Origin of the sequence: Lentilactobacillus otakiensis DSM 19908 = JCM 15040, assembly GCF_001434145.1 — a bacterium.
In the GTDB taxonomy this organism is placed as follows: Bacteria; Bacillota; Bacilli; order Lactobacillales; family Lactobacillaceae; genus Lentilactobacillus; species Lentilactobacillus otakiensis.
In genome coordinates this window covers 1-18162 of the sequence record NZ_AZED01000004.1, presented here as the reverse complement: position 1 = coordinate 18162, position 18162 = coordinate 1, and the positions used below count along the sequence as shown (strand labels likewise).

Below are 18162 nucleotides of genomic sequence, written 5' to 3'. Positions count from 1 at the left end.
GTTATATTAGACAGTACAGTAATCTGGAACATATAGGGGAATAGAGTAATGGAAAAAGCAACTAATTCAAAGCATTTTTCAGTTATGATCAACGATCAAATTGCAGACCGGTTGGAACAATTCAGTGCAACGGTTGGAATATCCGAAAGTGCAGCGGTTGAGATTGCAATCAACTACTTTTTTGATGATCCCAAAGTTATTGATGGATTAATGAAGGGATACCGTGAAATGGGTAGTTTGAACCGTGAGATCAGTAAGGACTTTTCTTGCTGTGAAGAAGACGCTGATATCCATTTGACTCAATATCGTCAAAGATTACGGAATTTACAGTAATGTAAGTTACGATGATGGGAGGTATGAGGGTGACTGACGTTATTTTTAAACGTGGAGACATTTTTTATGCTGATCTATCACCAGTTATCGGTTCCGAGCAGGGCGGAATGCGACCGGTTTTGATTGTCCAAAACGACATTGGCAATCATTACAGTCCAACCGTCATTGTTGCCGCGATTACCGCCAGAATTTCCAAACCTAAGATGCCGACACATGTTGGAATTTTAGCTGGGGACGGAATAGAACGAGATTCGGTTATTTTACTAGAGCAGATCAGAACCATTGATAAGCAGCGACTCAAAGATAAGGTGACACACCTCGATAATTCTATTATGAACAAGGTCGATAAAGCAATAAAGATAAGCTTGGGATTAGCTAAAGGCTAGTGACGGACCGCAATACATAAAACATCACAACGCTAAGATAAATTAAAGATCAAGTTTAACAAAACGACCATCTCATATGAGATGGTCGTTTTTGTATCATTATTCAAGTCAAATTAGTTCTTTTCTTCTTGTAAGTTCTCAACTTCTGGCACTCTGAATTCTTTTCGTTCAAGTGCCGCGATGATTCTGTTTAAGCGGTCCTGATCAACTTCGGCTGGAAGAGTGAACATAATCCGGTGAACCAGTTCGCCTTCTTGTGCATCCAGTGAAATAACGCTGGCAATGCTGGTGTACTTGGTAATGATTTTGGCAATTTCTTCAAGATCCCCACGTTCACCACTTGCAACAACGGTTAATACATAACTGCCGATATTCACATTCCAAGATTGTGAGAGCATATCCAGCAAACGGGTGTGGGTCAAAATACCATAGAAGTTGTTACGTTCATCCAAAACGGCAATGTAAGGCAAATCCTTGATTGAGAAGAATACCTGAAAGAAGGCTGAGTTTACGTTAATAAACTTGGTGGCATTCTTCAGGAGCGTGGTAACAGGGAGGGACATATCCCCGCCACGTGATTTATGACGATAAATATGCATCTTATAGATGTTTCCACGGAAAATCTTACCAGTTTCGTCCAAAATTGGGACACAACGATAACCAGAATCTTCCAAAGTCTGTAAAGCCTCTTCCAAGGTTGCGTCTTCTTTAACGGTAACCAGTCGTTCCTTAGGCTTTACTAATGTTTTTAATAGCATGTTTAATTCCTCCAACTTAACCTGTATACACCTATAATAACATAGCCAAATTTAGAAAAGAACATTAAAACTTGAATTGTTCTCATTAATATCTAAATAAATTAGAATGATTGTTTGAAAATTGTGCAAAAAGCGACAAGTTCACTCAATGGGGCGTAAAACACTTTTAGACAACGAAAGCCATGAACAGTTTTCTGTCCATGACTCCGTTGATCTAATTCAATTATTAAAGTTCAGCCATGCCATCTGCAGTTGTCTTCTGCAATGTTTCGGCAGAAGCCTTCATTGCGGCAGCTTCATCAGTGCTAAGTGGAACTTCGACAACTTTTTGTATTCCTGATGCGTTGACAACAGCTGGTGAGCCAATGTAAACATCGTGCAGGCCATATTCACCATCCATTGGGGCACCAACAGGTAAGATTGTATTTTCATCACGCAAGATTGCTTTTGAAATTCTCATCAAGCAAGTTGCAACACCATAAAATGTGGCGCCTTTTCGATTGATAATTTCGTATGCCTTGTGGCGAACCTGATCCTCAATTTCTTTCAAGTCATCCATTGATAAACCAGCTTCTTTGGCGACATCCAAGAATGGACGGCCGCCAACTGTGGCTGCGGAGTAGGCTGCAAATTCAGAATCACCATGCTCGCCTAAGATGTATGCGCTAATTGATTGTGGGTTGAGTTGTAATTTCTTGCCCAAGGCAACTTGGAGTCTTGATGTATCCAATGAGGTTCCGCTTCCAAAGACACGGTTCTTTGGGAAGCCTGAGAACTTCTGAGCTGCGTACGTTAAAATGTCAACTGGGTTGGCAGCAACTACGATAACGCCCTTGAAACCTGAACCAACCAAAGGATCAATGATTGATTTCATAATCTTCAGGTTCTTGTTAACCAAGTCCAAACGAGTTTCGCCAGGCTTTTGCGGTGCACCAGCAGTGATCACTGCAAGATCTGCGTCTGCACAATCCTTGTAGTCACCTGAATATACGTGCTTTGGGGAGGTGAATGCTTGTGCATCTTCGAGGTCAAGTGCATCTCCCTCAGTTCGTTCTTTAATTACATCGACAATCACAAACTCTTCAGCGAGACCTTGTTGCATCATAGCGTATGCATATGATGAACCAACGGCACCGTCACCGATTAAAGCTACTTTTTGGCGTTGTAAAGTCAAAAAAATCATCTCCAAAATATTAATGTATTCCTCTTGGAACCATATCGATTATAGCATGGACTTGAATGCGCCTTCACGAATAAACATCTTTTATTTTCGGGGTTTTCAATGGCGAGGGAGCTTGGTGGATATGATATAATCTTTATGTTAATTAATTTTTCGACAGCTGAACAGTCTTTGTTCAGCATTTTGTGTTGGAAGAAACGTGAGGATGACTTTAGATAATGAAAATGATCGTTGGATTAGGAAACATTGGACCACAATATGATGGTACCAGACATAATACCGGGTTTATGGTAGTTGAACAATTTGCCAAAAGCCACGACATCTCAATTAAGACACGGAAAATGAATGCAAAATATGGTTCTGGTTTCGTGAATAATACCAAAGTGATGGTTGTTGAACCAACCACTTTTATGAATGATTCGGGAATGGCAGTTCGACCTTTGATGGACTATTTTGATATTCCAGTTGAAGACATCATTATCGTTCATGATGATATGGATTTACCAGTTGGCAAGATTCGAATTAAGGACAAGGGGTCTGCTGGCGGCCACAACGGGATTAAGAGCATTATTGCCAGTGTCGGCACCGAAAATTTTGATCGAATTCGAGTCGGCATCGACCATCCGGATCACGGCAATACAGTGGTGAACTACGTTTTGGGCCGGTTTAGTAAAGATCAAACGCCGGTATTCAAACAAGCTGCCGATCACGCCGTTAATGCTTTGGATGATTGGATCGATGGCATGTCGATCCCAGATTTGGAAAACCAGTACAATTAACGAAAGGATACAATCTTGAAGTTAGATCAATTACTGACAACAATCCCTCAATATGCTGAGTTGGTTTCAAACCTCAAGCCGAGCACCCGTCAATTGGTGACTGGCATTGGCGGTTCCGCTCGGACTTTACTGATCGACAATTTAATCCATTCCACTGACCGACCAACCGTTGTAGTAGTTGACTCGTTATTTCATGCTGACCAGTTGGTGAACGATTTGGCGAACTTACTCGATGATGATCAATTGTTTGAGTTCCCAGTAGAAGAAATGGGTGCTGCTGAATTGGCAACCAGTTCGCCTGAGTACAAGGCTCAGCGGGTATTAGCGTTGAATAAGCTGGCCAGTGGGGAACCGGCAGTCATTGTCACGTCTGTTTCGGGAATTAGAAGATTGGTGCCGGATAAACAACAGTTCCAAGAAGCTAAGCTAACCCTCAAAATGGATGGGACCTATGACTTGGAAAAATTGAAGCTGCAATTACACCAAATGGGTTATGTTTTTCAAAAAATGGTTGCAGCCCCCGGAGATTTTTCAATCCGGGGATCTATTTTGGACATTTTTCCGCTGAACCACCAAGATCCGGTTCGAATCGACTTTTTTGATACTGATGTCGATTCTATGCGGACTTTTGATGTCTCCAATCAGCGGAGTATCAAGAATATCAAAGACATCACTGTGTTGCCGGCTACGGACTTATTAATGAATGACGAACAGCGACAAACCGTGGCTAAACAACTATCTAAGCGGCTCATTGCTGAGCAAAGTAAATTGGACGGTAAGGCCGCCAAAAAACTTCAGGGAAATCTTGAACCGCAAATTATGGATTTGCAAAACGGTTTAAGTGATCCACGATGGCTGTTATTTGCGGATATGATTTATGACAAGCAGTATTCCCTACTTGATTACCTGGGGGATAACGGAGTTGTCATTTTTGACGACTATTCTCGGATTACCGATACCGCGAGACAGTTGGAAAGCGACGATGGGGAATGGTTGAATGACAAGATTAAGCATTATGAAGTTTTAAAATCGACAACTTATACCAATGACTTTAAGAAAGCTTTTACTGCCAATAAGCACGCAACGTTGATTCTGTCACTCTTTCAAAAAGGGATGGGGCGGATGCGGTTGGATGCGATCGTAGACATTACCGTGCGGCCGATGCAGCAGTTCTTCAGTCAGATGCCAATGCTGCGAACGGAAGTATTGCGTTGGCAAAAGATGAAACAAGCTATCATTATCATGGTTCATGATGAGAAACGACTCACAAAGGTCGCTCAGACATTGAATGACTTTGAGATCACCGCGACTCAAACGGATAAAGATCATTTGATGGCCCATGAGGTGCAGCTGATCTCAAGCAATTTGGATAATGGATTTGAAATGCCATTAGCCAACTTTGTGATCATTACGGAAAAAGAAATGTTTGGGACCGTTTCCAAAAAGCGGCCTCGTCAAACGACATTTAACAATGCAGAAAGAATTAAGAGTTATACCGACTTAAAGCCGGGCGATTATGTTGTCCACGTCAACCATGGAATTGGCCGTTACGAAGGCATGAAGACCATGGAAGTTGATGGCAAGCACCAGGATTATTTGACGATTTCTTATAAAGACAATGCCAAATTATTTATTCCAGTTACCCAGCTGAATTTAATTCAAAAATATGTCTCTTCTGAAGATAAACATCCACGGATTAACAAGCTGGGCGGCAGCGAATGGGCCAAAACCAAGGCCAAAGTTGCTTCAAAAATCGAAGATATAGCTGATGAGTTGATTGATTTGTATGCCAAAAGGAGTGCCGAAAAGGGCTATGCCTATCCGGAAGATGACTCCTTGCAGGCGGAATTTGAAGCCGCTTTTCCATACAGTGAAACGCCTGACCAACTCCGAAGTGCGACTGAGATCAAACGTGATATGGAGACACAGCACCCAATGGATCGATTGTTGGTTGGAGATGTTGGTTACGGTAAGACCGAAGTGGCGCTCCGAGCTGCGTTTAAAGCAATTGAGGTCGGCAAGCAGGTCGCATTCTTGGTACCTACAACTATTTTGGCACAGCAACATTACGAAACGATGTTGGACCGATTCCGAGATTACCCGATTACCGTGCGGGTCCTTTCGCGGTTCCAGACGGCCAAACAGGTCAAGGAAACTTTGCAGGGGCTGAAGGATGGAAAAGTGGATGTGGTTGTGGGCACCCACCGTTTGTTGTCTAAAGATGTTAAATTTAATGATTTGGGACTCCTGATTATCGATGAGGAGCAGCGATTTGGTGTGAAGCATAAGGAACGGATTAAGGAAATGCGATCGGATGTGGATGTTTTGACACTGACGGCGACCCCAATTCCCCGAACCCTGAACATGTCCATGATGGGGGTCCGGGATCTTTCTGTGATCGAGACGCCACCTTCTAATCGATATCCGATCCAGACTTATGTCATTGAACAAAATGCCGGGACAATTCGTGAAGCAATTGAACGAGAAATGTCGCGGGGCGGCCAGGTCTTTTACCTTCATAATCGAGTATCTGATATTGAAAAAACCGTTGAACAAATTAGTGCTTTGGTGCCTGAAGCCAGGGTGGGTTACATTCATGGCCAGATGTCAGAAAACCAAATGGAAGATATTTTATACGATTTCATTAACGGTGAATACGACGTCTTGGTGACCACCACAATCATTGAAACTGGGGTGGATATTCCTAATGTCAACACGTTGTTTGTAGAAAATGCTGATCGCATGGGACTTTCTCAACTCTATCAATTGAGAGGCCGGATTGGCCGGAGCAGTCGAGTTGCCTACGCCTACTTTATGTATAAGCCAAATAAAGTTCTCACTGAAATCGGCGAAAAACGATTGGAAGCAATCCGTGATTTCACCGAACTCGGTTCCGGCTTTAAAATTGCTATGCGAGACTTGTCTATCCGGGGTGCTGGAAATCTACTCGGAAAGCAGCAACATGGGTTCGTTGATTCAGTTGGATATGATTTGTATACACAAATGTTATCCGATGCAGTTGCCAAGAAACGCGGCAAGGACTTTGAATTCCGGACTGATTCAACTATCGAACTCGACTTGGAGGCATACCTGCCAAGCGATTATATTCAAGACAATCAACAGAAAATCGAATTGTATAAACGGATTCGACAAATCGAAAATGAGGATCAGCTTCACGAAGTTGAGGATGATTTGATTGATCGCTTTGGTGATTACGGAGAGCCGGTTGCCAATTTGTTGAAAATTTCTCAATTAAAGATGTTTTCAGATTATGCGCTGGTTGATAAAATCCATCAGGATCAGCCCAAAATTATCATCACATTTTCGGCCCGAGCAGGCACTGAGTTTTCTAGTAAAGAATTATTAGAAGCAATCGCACAGACCAAGTTTCGGGCAACTATCAATACGGAAAATGACAAATATCAAATTCAGTTGACAGTCCAACCTAACATGAGTAAGTGGTTAGATGGGCTGATTGCATTAGTCAAGCAACTATCAGAAACCCGGCACAAACATCGAGCGGGCGGTAAGGTTAAGCCTCATGAAAAATAGTTCGAGAAGACAACAGGTACTGAGAGGAACATTACTTTTAACGATCGCATCGTTTGTTGCGAAACTTTTGAGTGCCGTTTACCGGATTCCTTTTCAGAATATGGTTGGCAACATCGGCTTTTATGTCTATCAACAGATATATCCGATCTATGGCATTGGGATGACCTTTGCATTGACCGGACTCCCAGTTTTTATTTCTAAATTAGTTGTCGACACGAAGGATTCCAGAGATAGAGTTGCCTTGGCAATGAAAATCCAAAACATTTTAATTGTGGTCTGCCTAACTGTTTTTTGCATATTACAATTTGCGGCTGGCCTCATTGCACTTAAAATGGACGATCCCAAATTAGCACCGGTGATTCAATCCGTCAGCTGGATGTTTTTGTTCATTCCATTTCTGTCGACTTGGCGTGGTTATTTTCAGGGTAAAATGGAAATGCGACCAACTGCCTATTCTCAAGTCATTGAGCAGGTCGTTCGGGTGTCAACGATTCTCTTAGTGGGGTATTGGGCAGTCAAATCAGTTGCCAGCCCTTATAAAATGGGTCAGCTGGCAATGCTCTCGGCACCAATTGCAGGCTTTTGTGCCTTGCTGTTTGTGATGATCTGGGTTAGACGCCATTCGTTCCCAGTTAATTGGCGAAGACATCAATCCACTATTCAGAATCGGTTATTGATTAAACGGATCCTTTTAGAAGGTGGAACGCTTTGCCTGGTTTCCGCTGTCATGCTGTTACTTCAGTTGGCGGATTCATTTTCAGTTGTCGCTGGGCTTCAATCATTTGGCTATTCACTGTCTGAAGCCCAAAACATCAAAGGAATTTACGATCGTTCGCAAACCTTGGTCCAACTTGGTCAAGTACTGAGCATCGCATCGGCAACCGCTGTGTTGCCCGGTTTGGTATTAGCAAATAAACATCATCAAGATGTGACATTTCGACATGTTGCCGCGACTAACCTCAGAACCAATTTAGCAATCTCGCTGGCCATGAGTGTTGGTTTATTTGGACTTATGCCACAAATCAACCGACTGCTGTTTGCTTCGTCGGAGTTGAATCTAACCATCAGTCTTTACTGTTTTAGCATCATTTTAACCAGTATCTTGATGACTTATAACGTGATTCTCCAGAGCAAAGACAATTATTTAAAAACGATGATTGCCATCATTGCGGGCTTTCTGTTCAAGATCCTTGTCAATCACTGGTTTGTCAGTTTGATGGGAATTATTGGTGCTAGTACAGCAACCCTGTTAAGCTTAGTGGTAATGGTGGTGTTAATGAACGTGTTGAGTAGAAAAGAGTTGGCTCAACTGATTTCGTTCAAACAAGTCAGCAAACTTGTGATTGTTTTGATCGCTATGCTGATTGTCGTTGAGCTGATCGTTCTGGGGATGAGTATGCTCGATTTAACAATTAATCCCAGAATTGAAGCGCTCATTGTTGCTGGTGTCGCCATACCGTTGGGTGTCGTAATGTTCTTTGGTGGTTGTGTCGTGCTCAAAGTCTTCACAATCCGAGAATGGTTGGCGATTCCAATGGTCGGCAAATTCTTAAAAATTAAAGGAGTAACCACTCATGAGAATAGATAAATTTTTGAAAGTTTCCAGAATTATTAAACGTCGCTCAGTCGCTAAGGAAATTGCCGACAAAGGTCGGATCTTTATCAATGGTCGGGCTGCTAAATCATCAACCGAAGTTAAACCAAATGATGAAGTCGTCATTAAATTTGGTAATAAGACGCTGACAATTTTGGTCAAGGAGTTATTAGATACAACTAAGAAAGACGACGCAGAACGAATGTATGAAATCACTTCCGAAGACTATGAACGCGACTTTCGTAATGAATAGGTAAATTTTTCACAAAAATCCTGAAAACATTAGGAATCGTCTAGACAAATGCTCATAAATTGGTATAATTTATCTAGAACGTGCGAATGATCGGGGGATTTAGCATGAGGCAGCAAAGCGGGAAAGTTAAAAAGCTCGACAACGATTTTACTCGTCGCCGAGAAATTGAACTGAATAATTCAAAGGTCACTGCGGTTTTGTCCAATCGACGAAAAAAGCGGGCCTTAGTTATTGGTGCCATTTTCCTGTTTTTTGCGTCAATTTTCCTGATTCAAATTGTTCGCGCAAAAGTCAATTATGCTGATGTTCACGTCCAGATTGCGCGTGAGCAAAAGGATTTGAAACAACAAAAAGTTGCCAATAAGCAGCTTAAAGCCCAGGTGTCACAATTGAATGATAAAAGTTATGTTGAGCAAATCATTCGTGATCGATACTACTATACGAAGCCTGGTGAAACAGTTTATAGTTTTCCAAACAAAGCACCTAAAGATGTTAATGATTATGATGTAAAATAAAACCAGTGATGAAATTCATCACTGGTTTTATTTTGACAATCACTAGTCGGTTCAAAATAAAATATGATATACTGGTTACACTATTACATTGGGAGGAACATTTTTTTAGATGGCAATTGAAGTTGGAGAAAAAGTTAACGGTAAAGTTTCCGGAATTACGAATTTTGGTGCATTTATTGATTTAGGTGATCATCGAACCGGTTTGGTTCATATCAGCGAAGTTTCTGACGGATTTGTTAAGGATATTCATGATGTTTTGAAGGTTGGCGATGACGTGACTGTTAAAGTTCTCAAGATTGAGGGCAATAACAAGATCAGTCTTTCCATTCGCAAAGCTTCTGATAACCATGACCATGAAGCGTCCAAAAACGAAAATCATTCCCACAGAAATTTTCACGAGAATAACCATGAAGGTCACGAAAATCATGGCAGTCATGAGAACCACAGCTATCATTCACGTGGTGGCAATACAGGTCGGAATAGTCACTCCAATAATCACGAAGAAAGTTTTGATGATATGATGTCAGGATTTTTGAAAGAAAGTGAAGACCGCTTATCAACCCTCCGTAAAAATACGGAAGGTAAGCGTGGCGGTCGTGGCGGTCGTCGAAGTTAAATTGATTAGATATTTCTAAATAATATTTTAGTGGCTGGGGGCAATTATTTGCTGCCGGCCACGTTTATTTCTATGAACAAATGATCGACGGAGGCAGTTGTGAACTTACAAGCACAATTCAATTTGATTATTAAGCACGCCAACTGGTGGACAGCCACCGATCAGGTGGTCGTGGCAGTTTCTACAGGGGTCGATTCAATGACACTCCTGCATTTATTATTGCATTTACCGGCTGATAGTCGTCCAAAAATCATTGTTGCCTATGTCGATCATCAGCTTCGGGATCAGAGTGATGTTGAAACCAGTTATATCAATGATTACTGCGCTTCTCATCAGCTCCAGTTGGAACAAACGGTTTGGCCGTTAGCCTCACATCCAAAGACTGGCATCGAAGCGGCCGCCAGAGCCTTTCGGTACGCTTTTTTTCAGTCAGTGCTTCACCGAACTGGCGCCAACTATTTGTTGACAGCTCATCATGGGGATGATCTTGTAGAGACAGTCATTATGAAATTGGTTCGTGGCGGTCAGCTATCCTCTCTAACGGGGATCCAAGCTGAGCGACCTTTTGCCGGTGGCACCATGATTCGACCGTTACTCAGTTTTAGCAAACAGCAATTGCAGGCTTTTGCTGAAACACATCAAATTAAATGGTACGAAGACGCCACCAATCATGAATTGACTGTTCAGCGAAACCGGGTGCGCCACGAGGTGATCCCACTTTTAAAGGCTGAAAATCCGCGATTGTTGCCTCATGTTTTGAGTTATACGACGCAATTAGCAGACACTTTAAATGCGCTGAATAGATTGCTTGACCCGATTGTTGCTAAGGCAGTTAATTCCACAAGCGAGCAGGTAGCCCAAATCGATAACCGAATTTTAATTCATTATCCAGAAAATATTGTGAAGCTCGTCATTCAGCGAGTCATTGAGCATCATCTGCATGTTCCCAATGTTTCGAACGAACAGCTGAGTTCAATCACTCGACTAGTTAGTCAATCAGATAGGCCGCAAGCCAAACTGGATCTCGAAGATGGTTGGCAGGTTCAACGTCAATATGAATTACTAATAATTTGTAAGGATCCACAAAAATTCCTTGGTAAGTCTGAAAAAAGATCAGCTTTTATGGTAATATTAGACAGATGGTATTCACTGGATCAACCGATTAATTTTGGTGTTTTTTCTGAGAATCCTTTTCAACACAATGGCAAGGTAGCCATGCTTTATCTAAGTGCTGAGGATTTTCCATTACAGGTCCGTTCAATCGCTCCTGGTGACCGTTTACCAATTGGACAGGGGAAACATCAAAAGGTTAATCGGGTGCTCATCAATGCCAAAATTCCAGATTCACAACGTGAGTTGACACAGGTACTTGTCACTGCCAACAACACCGTCCTGTCGGTTTTAGGAATAAAAAATGCAGTGGTTCCTCAAATGAAGCGGCATCGAAAGCCTTATTATTTAGTTGAATCAAAGCAGAAATAATAAAAAGAAAAGGAATTTGTGATGAATAACGACATCTTAAAAGTACTTTATAGCAAGGAAGAAATTGAGGCTGCGTGTCAACGTCTGGGTAAAGACATTTCCAAAACATATGCCGGTAAGACGCCAGTTGTTGTAGGTGTGTTGAAAGGCGCTATCTTCTTTATGACTGACATTGTCCGTGCAGTGGATACTTACATGCAGATCGATTTCATCGATGTTTCCAGCTATCATGGTGCGACTCAATCTTCCGGAACCGTTGAATTATTGCAGGATATTAACACTGACATCTCCGGTCGGGATGTGCTGATCGTTGAAGATATCGTGGATACCGGTCAGACCCTGAAGTTTCTCCTTGATACGTTTGCCAATCGCGGTGCAAGTTCAATTAAGGTTTGTACGCTGTTGGATAAACCTGCTGGGAGAACCGTTAAAGTGTCGTCAGACTTCATTGGTTTCAAGGTTCCAAATGAATTTGTGGTCGGCTATGGCCTGGATTATGATGAGAGGTACCGTAATTTGCCGTACATTGGTGTCTTAAAGCCGGAAATTTATGCAAACAATTAATGGTCAAAAAAGGTCAAGTGTGTTAGTATTTTGACTATCAACATGAAAATATTTAGTTTTGAGGAGGACGTTGATGAACTCGAATAGAAATGGGCTTTTTAAAAATAGTCTATTTTACATTGTCATATTTCTACTGATAATGGGGGTTATCTATTTCTTTAACGGAAATACGAACCAAACCACATCACAAGAAATCCAATCAAGTCAGTTCGTTAAGAACTTGAAGGATGACAAAGTAAAAAACTTTTCAGTACAGCCAAGTGGCGGAGTTTATAAGGTAACAGGTACTTATAGACAGGGTCAGAAGGTTCAGGTGCAGTCCGGTCTGATTGGTGGAAACCAAACCCAGTCCAAGAATGTCACCAAATTTACCACAACTGTCCTCGAGAACAACTCCTCAATTGCTGAAATCACCAAGGCAGCTCAATCTAACAATGTTAAGATGAACGCCAAACCGGAAGAGTCAAGTGGTTTTTGGGTAAATCTGTTGGTTTACGTATTGCCGCTATTGTTATTTGTCTGGTTCTTCTACATGATGATGGGCCGTGCTGGCGGTCAAGGCGGTGGAAATGGCAAAGTGATGAGCTTTGGCAAATCCAAAGCCAAACCAGCCGACAGTAAGCAAAATAAGGTTCGTTTCTCAGATGTTGCTGGTGAAGAGGAAGAAAAACAAGAACTTGTCGAAGTTGTTGAATTTCTTAAAGATCCAAGGAAATTTACAACTCTAGGTGCCACCATCCCACATGGTGTCTTACTTGAGGGACCTCCTGGTACTGGTAAAACTTTGCTTGCCAAAGCGGTTGCCGGTGAAGCCGGAGTGCCATTCTACTCAATTTCAGGTTCAGATTTCGTTGAAATGTTTGTTGGTGTTGGTGCCAGCCGTGTTCGTGACTTGTTCGATCAAGCCAAGAAGGCTGCCCCAGCCATCATCTTTATCGATGAAATTGATGCCGTCGGTCGCCGTCGTGGTGCCGGAATGGGTGGGGGTCATGATGAACGTGAACAGACTCTTAACCAGTTACTGGTTGAAATGGATGGATTTAGCGGTAATGAAGGTGTTATTGTTATTGCTGCTACCAACCGTGCCGATGTTTTGGATCCTGCCTTGACTCGTCCAGGTCGTTTTGACCGGAAGATCTTGGTTGGACGTCCTGATATCAATGGCCGTGAAGCTATTTTAAAGGTTCACTCAAAGAATAAACCATTGGCAAACGACGTTGATTTACACGAAATTGCCAAGCAGACACCAGGATTCGTTGGTGCTGATTTGGCCAACTTATTAAACGAAGCTGCTTTACTTGCTGCTCGCCGTAATAAGACCCAAATTGATGCCAGTGACTTGGATGAAGCTGAAGATCGGGTGATTGCCGGTCCTGCCAAACGGAACCGAGTTATTTCCAAAGAGGAACGGGAAACCGTTGCTTATCACGAGGCTGGTCATACAGTTGTTGGATTGGTCTTAAACGATGCTCGGGTTGTCCACAAGGTAACCATTGTTCCTCGTGGTCGTGCTGGTGGATATGCAATTATGCTGCCACGTGAAGATCAACAATTGATGTCTAAGCGAGACGCGATGGAACAGATTGCCGGATTGATGGGTGGTCGTGCTGCCGAAGAAATTGTCTTTGACTCACAATCTTCAGGTGCTTCAAATGACTTTGAACAAGCTACCAATTTGGCACGTGCCATGGTTACTCAGTATGGTATGAGTAAACGCCTTGGCCCAGTTCAACTTGAAAATCCTGCTCAGGACACATATGGTCCAAGGTATTCTCAAGAAACTGGTGCTGCAGTTGATGAAGAGGTTCGTCGCTTAACCAATGAAGCCCATGATACTGCTAAGAAGATCATCGAAGAACATCGTGATAAGCATAAGTTGATTGCTGAAGCTTTGCTTAAATACGAGACCCTTGACGAAAAGCAAATTCTCTCACTTTGGAACGACGGCAAGATGCCTGAAAGTTCTGATAAGAGTGAATTTCCAAGTGAACGCGCCGCAACCTTTGAGGAAGCTAAACGCGAACTGGAACGGAAGGAAGCTGAACGTCAAGCTGAATTGGAAAAGGATCACGGTTCGGATAGTCAATCTGATTCTTCAACTGGAGACACTTCAGCTGATGATCAGTCAGATGAATCAGAGAAGCCGGATGATGTTTCCAATAATGATCAACCAAAAGATCAAAATCATGACAATGATGATAACAATTAGTTGAATATTTTAAAAATGAGTTTAGGGTAGAATTATCTCTAAGCTCGTTTTTATTTTTAGATGAGGTGTAAATATATGGATGATTATTTAGTAAAAGCAACCACAACTGATGGGATGTTTCGTGCTTATGCGGTCAATGCCAAGCAATTGGTTGCCACGGCGCAAAAAGATCATGATACATGGAGTGCATCTTCGGCCGCCCTTGGGCGAACATTAGTCGGAACAGTCATGCTTGCAGAATCTGTTGAAAAGAATGGTGAAGCTGTTACCGTCAAAATTGATGGAAAGGGACCTGTTGGGCAGATTGTTGCTGATAGTGATTCCAACGGCCACGTAAAGGGCTATATCCAAAATCCGCACATTCACTTGCCATTAAATGCCAACCATAAGATTGATGTTGGTAAAGCGGTTGGTGTGAATGGCTTTATCGAGGTGAGTCGGGCTGCTGAAGGCGAAGATCCCTATACCGGAAGCGTGCCACTGGCTTCTGGTGAAATTGGCGATGATTTTACCTATTACCTGGCACAGTCGGAACAGATTCCATCGGCCGTTGGTGTCTCAGTATTTGTGAATGATGATAATTCCATTGGCGCTGCCGGTGGCTATTTGGTCCAAGTTTTGCCAGATGCGACTGATGATGCCATCAACAAGGTTATTGAGCGCATTAAAGAGATGCCAATGATTTCCGAACTCCTTCTGGACAAACAAAGTCCTCAAGACATCTTGGAACTCATCTTTGGCAAAGGGAAGCTTCATTTCTTAGAAACCGTGCCGGTTGAATTTTATTGCAACTGTTCCAAAAATAAATTTGGCAGAGACCTTGAAGGCATTCCAGTACCACAATTGGAAACGATGTTAAAAGAGGATAAAGGAATCGACGTCACTTGTAACTTCTGTGAAAGCAAGTATCACTTCGATGAAGAAGAGCTGACCAAGATTATTAAAGTTGCTAAAGCAAAGGGTCATAAATAATGTTGGCTATCTCTTTTCATAAATATGTGATAATATAGCAAACGGAATTTCACAAGATGATAAACAAATTTTGAGGTGACAATATGGAATGGAAAATTGGAGATGTAACGATCCCCAACCGAGTTGTAGTCGCACCGATGGCGGGTGTCACAAACTCTGCTTTCAGAATTATCTGTAAAGAGTTTGGTGCCGGCTTGGTGGTTTGTGAAATGATCTCGGATCGTGGCATTATGTACAAAAACAAAAAGACACTTGATATGATGTTTGTGGATCCTCGCGAGCATCCAATGAGTATTCAAATTTTTGGTGGCACCAAAGAAACATTAGTGGAAGCTGCCAAGTTTGTCGATCAAAACACTGCCGCTGACATCATTGATATCAACATGGGCTGTCCGGTTAATAAAGTGGTCAAAACTGACGCTGGCGCTCGTTGGCTGCTGGATCCCAAGAAAGTCTACGAGATGGTCTCTTACGTAACTGATGCTGTTAAAAAGCCTGTCACAGTTAAGATGAGAACTGGATGGGACAAGGATCATATTTTTGCGGTTGAAAATGCACTGGCTGCCGAAAAAGCGGGTGCTTCTGCATTGGCAATGCACGGCCGGACTAGAAAACAAATGTATGAAGGTCACGCAGATTGGGGTATTTTAAAACAGGTTGCCGATGAGATCCACATTCCATTTATGGGTAATGGTGACATTCGAACTCCTCAAGATGCTAAAAAAATGCTTACCGAAGTTGGCACCGACGCCGTTATGATGGGTCGGGCAGTTGAAGGCAATCCTTGGATTTTGAAGCAAACAAAGCATTACTTGGAAACTGGTGAATTGTTAGCTGAACCGACACCAGCAGAAAAAGTTGCGACTGCCAAAGAACATTTGCATCGTCTGGTTGAATTAAAAGGTGATTATGTTGGTTCACATGAATTTCGCGGCCAAGCAGGTTACTATTTAAAGGGTATTTCCCATTCAGCACGAACCAAGGTTGCATTAACCAATGCATCCGGCGAAGTGGCGATGGATGAGATTTTTGATGAGTTTCTCGAGAAAAATGAACAAAGAAAAGCGCGTCAGCACCGGATAGCACAATAAATTCGGTGCTTTTTGTGTTATGATTATTAGTAGTAAATTTTCATTTAGGAGGTTTCACAGTGGCCAAAGACAAAGAAATGAATGATCAAATGATCGTCCGGCGCCAAAAGATGGACGAATTACGCAAGGAAGGAATCGATCCATTTGGACATCGATTTGTGCGTACATATCTTGCTGAACAATTGCATCGAGATTTTGATGATGAAGATAAAGATGAATTAATGGACAAAGACAAAAAAGTCACGATTGCCGGTAGAATGATTGCCAAGCGTGGTAAAGGTAAAGTTGGCTTTGCGGATTTGAAGGACCGGACTGGTAAGATTCAGATCTATGTTCGTAAGGATGTTGTGGGTGATGATATTTATCATATCTTTAAACGATCTGATATTGGTGATCACCTCGGTATTTCCGGGCAAATTATCAAGACTGATATGGGTGAATTGACTGTTCGAGCAGAATCAGTTACTTTCTTATCTAAAGCTTTACGTCCATTACCTGATAAATTTCACGGTTTGAAGGACAAAGAACAACGTTACCGTCAACGTTACCTTGATTTAATTTCCAATCAAGATAGTTTTGATCGTTTCGTCAAACGGACTAAGATTATTTCTGCCGTTCGTAAGTATTTGGACTCAAACGATTATCAAGAAGTTGAAACCCCAGTTCTGCACAATTCTGCTGGTGGTGCTAACGCACGCCCATTTATTACTCACCACAATGCTTTGAACATCGATCTGTATTTGCGAATTGCACTGGAATTACATTTAAAGCGTTTAATCGTCGGTGGTTTGGAACGGGTTTACGAAATTGGTCGAGTCTTCAGAAACGAAGGAATGGATACCCGTCATAACCCTGAGTTTACAATGCTTGAATCATATGTTGCCTACTATGATTTCCATGATGTCATGGATGAAACGGAAGGTATTTTTAAAGCTGGTGCGGCTGCCGTTACAGATGATAATGTTGTCACATATCAAGGCCATACAGTTGATTTGAATAAACCGTTTAAGCGCCAACACATGGTAGATGCCATTAAAGAATATACTGGTATCGATTTCTGGAAGCCAATGTCAGACGATGATGCTAAGAAATTAGCGGATGAACATCATATCCACTATGAGTCATGGTGGAAGACCGGGCATATCATTAACGCCTTCTTTGAGGAGTTGGTTCAACCTAAGCTGGAACAACCAACGTTTATTTATGGCCATCCAGTTGAAATTTCACCTTTAGCTAAAAAGAATCCTGATGATCCCAGGTTCACTGATCGGTTTGAACTTTATATCTTAACCAATGAATTTGCCAACGCATTTTCTGAATTGAACGATCCAATTGATCAACGTCAACGATTTGAAGCTCAAGTTGCCGAGCGTAAAGCTGGTAATGAGGAGGCTGAAGGAATTGATGAAGACTATATCGAGGCTCTCGAGTATGGTATGCCGCCAACAGGTGGTCTTGGAATTGGTATCGATCGTATGGTAATGCTTTTGACTGATGCACCATCAATTCGCGATGTCATTTTGTTCCCAACAATGCGTCCCGAAGATAATTCGAATAATTAGTAATACTTTGTAAAGCAATCCAGTTTTGGATTGCTTTTATTTTTGTCAAAATTGAGATTAATCACTCGATTTTTCGTATTTGTTTTGTATAATCGGCATTCAAAATGATCGATTAGACCAATTTGTTTTTTAATCTAAATTAATTTGGTGAATTCACTTGACGCGCGTCTCATAATCAGATATATTTATATATGCTGATTCGAACAGAGTACACAACAAAACGTGTTAATCAAAAATGTTTTTGTTGACTCAGGTTCATTAGCGTGGTATATTTAAATAGTTGTCGCGAGAGATGATTCATCTCTTCCAACAACGA

General features: G+C 42.0%; 15 protein-coding genes and 1 pseudogene. 14 read left to right on the top strand and 2 right to left on the bottom strand.

Going from position 1 to position 18162, the window contains the following annotated elements:
* The first annotated feature begins 48 nt into the window (after positions 1-48).
* Entirely contained in the window at positions 49-333 is a 285-nt protein-coding gene (locus FD05_RS01390; protein ID WP_020281981.1) for a hypothetical protein, read from the top strand.
* Between the two features lie 11 nt (positions 334-344).
* The gene (locus FD05_RS01385; RefSeq protein ID WP_039933311.1) at positions 345-719 is read left to right on the top strand and encodes a type II toxin-antitoxin system PemK/MazF family toxin; all 375 of its coding nucleotides are present in this window, start codon (positions 345-347) and stop codon (positions 717-719) included.
* 113 nt (positions 720-832) lie between these two features.
* On the opposite strand, the gene cbpA is transcribed toward FD05_RS01385, so the two are convergent.
* Together cbpA and FD05_RS01375 are read right to left on the bottom strand one after the other, a co-directional pair.
* Entirely contained in the window at positions 833-1477 is a 645-nt protein-coding gene (gene cbpA / locus FD05_RS01380) for a cyclic di-AMP binding protein CbpA (protein ID WP_020281983.1), read from the bottom strand.
* 226 nt (positions 1478-1703) lie between these two features.
* A complete protein-coding gene (locus tag FD05_RS01375; RefSeq protein WP_039933322.1) occupies positions 1704-2660 on the bottom strand; it encodes an L-lactate dehydrogenase in 957 nt (318 codons plus the stop codon).
* A 215-nt stretch (positions 2661-2875) separates the two neighbouring features.
* Between FD05_RS01375 and pth the strand changes: the two genes are divergently transcribed.
* From pth to lysS, 12 genes and pseudogenes are all read left to right on the top strand, one after another.
* Complete coding sequence (gene pth, locus FD05_RS01370; protein ID WP_020281985.1) at positions 2876-3436, top strand: aminoacyl-tRNA hydrolase; 561 nt, start codon at positions 2876-2878, stop codon at positions 3434-3436.
* A gap of 15 nt (positions 3437-3451) precedes the next feature.
* A complete protein-coding gene (gene mfd / locus FD05_RS01365; RefSeq protein ID WP_020281986.1) occupies positions 3452-6988 on the top strand; it encodes a transcription-repair coupling factor in 3537 nt (1178 codons plus the stop codon).
* Positions 6978-8576: an oligosaccharide flippase family protein gene (locus FD05_RS01360; RefSeq protein WP_039933314.1), complete on the top strand. Its 1599-nt coding sequence runs from the start codon at positions 6978-6980 to the stop codon at positions 8574-8576. The genes mfd and FD05_RS01360 overlap by 11 nt, the downstream gene beginning before the upstream one ends.
* Complete coding sequence (locus FD05_RS01355) at positions 8563-8835, top strand: RNA-binding S4 domain-containing protein (protein ID WP_013728347.1); 273 nt, start codon at positions 8563-8565, stop codon at positions 8833-8835. Before FD05_RS01360 ends, FD05_RS01355 begins: the two co-directional genes overlap by 14 nt.
* A 104-nt stretch (positions 8836-8939) precedes the next feature.
* Complete coding sequence (locus FD05_RS01350) at positions 8940-9350, top strand: FtsB family cell division protein (protein WP_020281988.1); 411 nt, start codon at positions 8940-8942, stop codon at positions 9348-9350.
* Between the two features lie 109 nt (positions 9351-9459).
* Positions 9460-9966, top strand: a complete 507-nt coding sequence (locus FD05_RS01345) for a S1 domain-containing RNA-binding protein (RefSeq protein WP_020281989.1) — start codon at positions 9460-9462, stop codon at positions 9964-9966.
* Between the two features lie 99 nt (positions 9967-10065).
* The gene (gene tilS / locus FD05_RS01340) at positions 10066-11448 is read left to right on the top strand and encodes a tRNA lysidine(34) synthetase TilS (RefSeq protein ID WP_039933316.1); all 1383 of its coding nucleotides are present in this window, start codon (positions 10066-10068) and stop codon (positions 11446-11448) included.
* A 21-nt stretch (positions 11449-11469) separates the two neighbouring features.
* Complete coding sequence (hpt, locus tag FD05_RS01335; RefSeq protein WP_020281991.1) at positions 11470-12012, top strand: hypoxanthine phosphoribosyltransferase; 543 nt, start codon at positions 11470-11472, stop codon at positions 12010-12012.
* Positions 12013-12085: 73 nt separating this feature from the next.
* Positions 12086-14066, top strand: a pseudogene (ftsH, locus tag FD05_RS01330) (ATP-dependent zinc metalloprotease FtsH); the annotation flags it as partial.
* A 230-nt stretch (positions 14067-14296) separates the two neighbouring features.
* Entirely contained in the window at positions 14297-15193 is an 897-nt protein-coding gene (hslO, locus tag FD05_RS01325) for an Hsp33 family molecular chaperone HslO (protein WP_020281993.1), read from the top strand.
* Positions 15194-15276: 83 nt separating this feature from the next.
* Positions 15277-16284 carry a tRNA dihydrouridine synthase DusB gene (gene dusB, locus FD05_RS01320; RefSeq protein ID WP_020281994.1) on the top strand — a complete coding sequence of 336 codons (1008 nt, stop codon included), beginning with the start codon at positions 15277-15279 and terminating at the stop codon, positions 16282-16284.
* 59 nt (positions 16285-16343) lie between these two features.
* Entirely contained in the window at positions 16344-17846 is a 1503-nt protein-coding gene (lysS, locus tag FD05_RS01315; RefSeq protein WP_020281995.1) for a lysine--tRNA ligase, read from the top strand.
* The last annotated feature ends 316 nt before the right edge of the window (positions 17847-18162 follow it).

Excerpts from the sequence above, each read along its gene's own strand:
- FD05_RS01345 (WP_020281989.1), top strand. The coding sequence starts at position 9,460 with ATGGCAATTGAAGTTGGAGAAAAAGTTAACGGTAAAGTTTCCGGAATT.
- FD05_RS01350 (WP_020281988.1), top strand. The coding sequence starts at position 8,940 with ATGAGGCAGCAAAGCGGGAAAGTTAAAAAGCTCGACAACGATTTTACT.
- FD05_RS01355 (WP_013728347.1), top strand. The coding sequence starts at position 8,563 with ATGAGAATAGATAAATTTTTGAAAGTTTCCAGAATTATTAAACGTCGC.
- FD05_RS01385 (WP_039933311.1), top strand. The coding sequence starts at position 345 with ATGATGGGAGGTATGAGGGTGACTGACGTTATTTTTAAACGTGGAGAC.
- FD05_RS01360 (WP_039933314.1), top strand. The coding sequence starts at position 6,978 with ATGAAAAATAGTTCGAGAAGACAACAGGTACTGAGAGGAACATTACTT.
- dusB (WP_020281994.1), top strand. The coding sequence starts at position 15,277 with ATGGAATGGAAAATTGGAGATGTAACGATCCCCAACCGAGTTGTAGTC.
- pth (WP_020281985.1), top strand. The coding sequence starts at position 2,876 with ATGAAAATGATCGTTGGATTAGGAAACATTGGACCACAATATGATGGT.
- FD05_RS01375 (WP_039933322.1), bottom strand. The coding sequence starts at position 2,660 with ATGATTTTTTTGACTTTACAACGCCAAAAAGTAGCTTTAATCGGTGAC.
- FD05_RS01390 (WP_020281981.1), top strand. The coding sequence starts at position 49 with ATGGAAAAAGCAACTAATTCAAAGCATTTTTCAGTTATGATCAACGAT.
- hpt (WP_020281991.1), top strand. The coding sequence starts at position 11,470 with ATGAATAACGACATCTTAAAAGTACTTTATAGCAAGGAAGAAATTGAG.
- cbpA (WP_020281983.1), bottom strand. The coding sequence starts at position 1,477 with ATGCTATTAAAAACATTAGTAAAGCCTAAGGAACGACTGGTTACCGTT.
- hslO (WP_020281993.1), top strand. The coding sequence starts at position 14,297 with ATGGATGATTATTTAGTAAAAGCAACCACAACTGATGGGATGTTTCGT.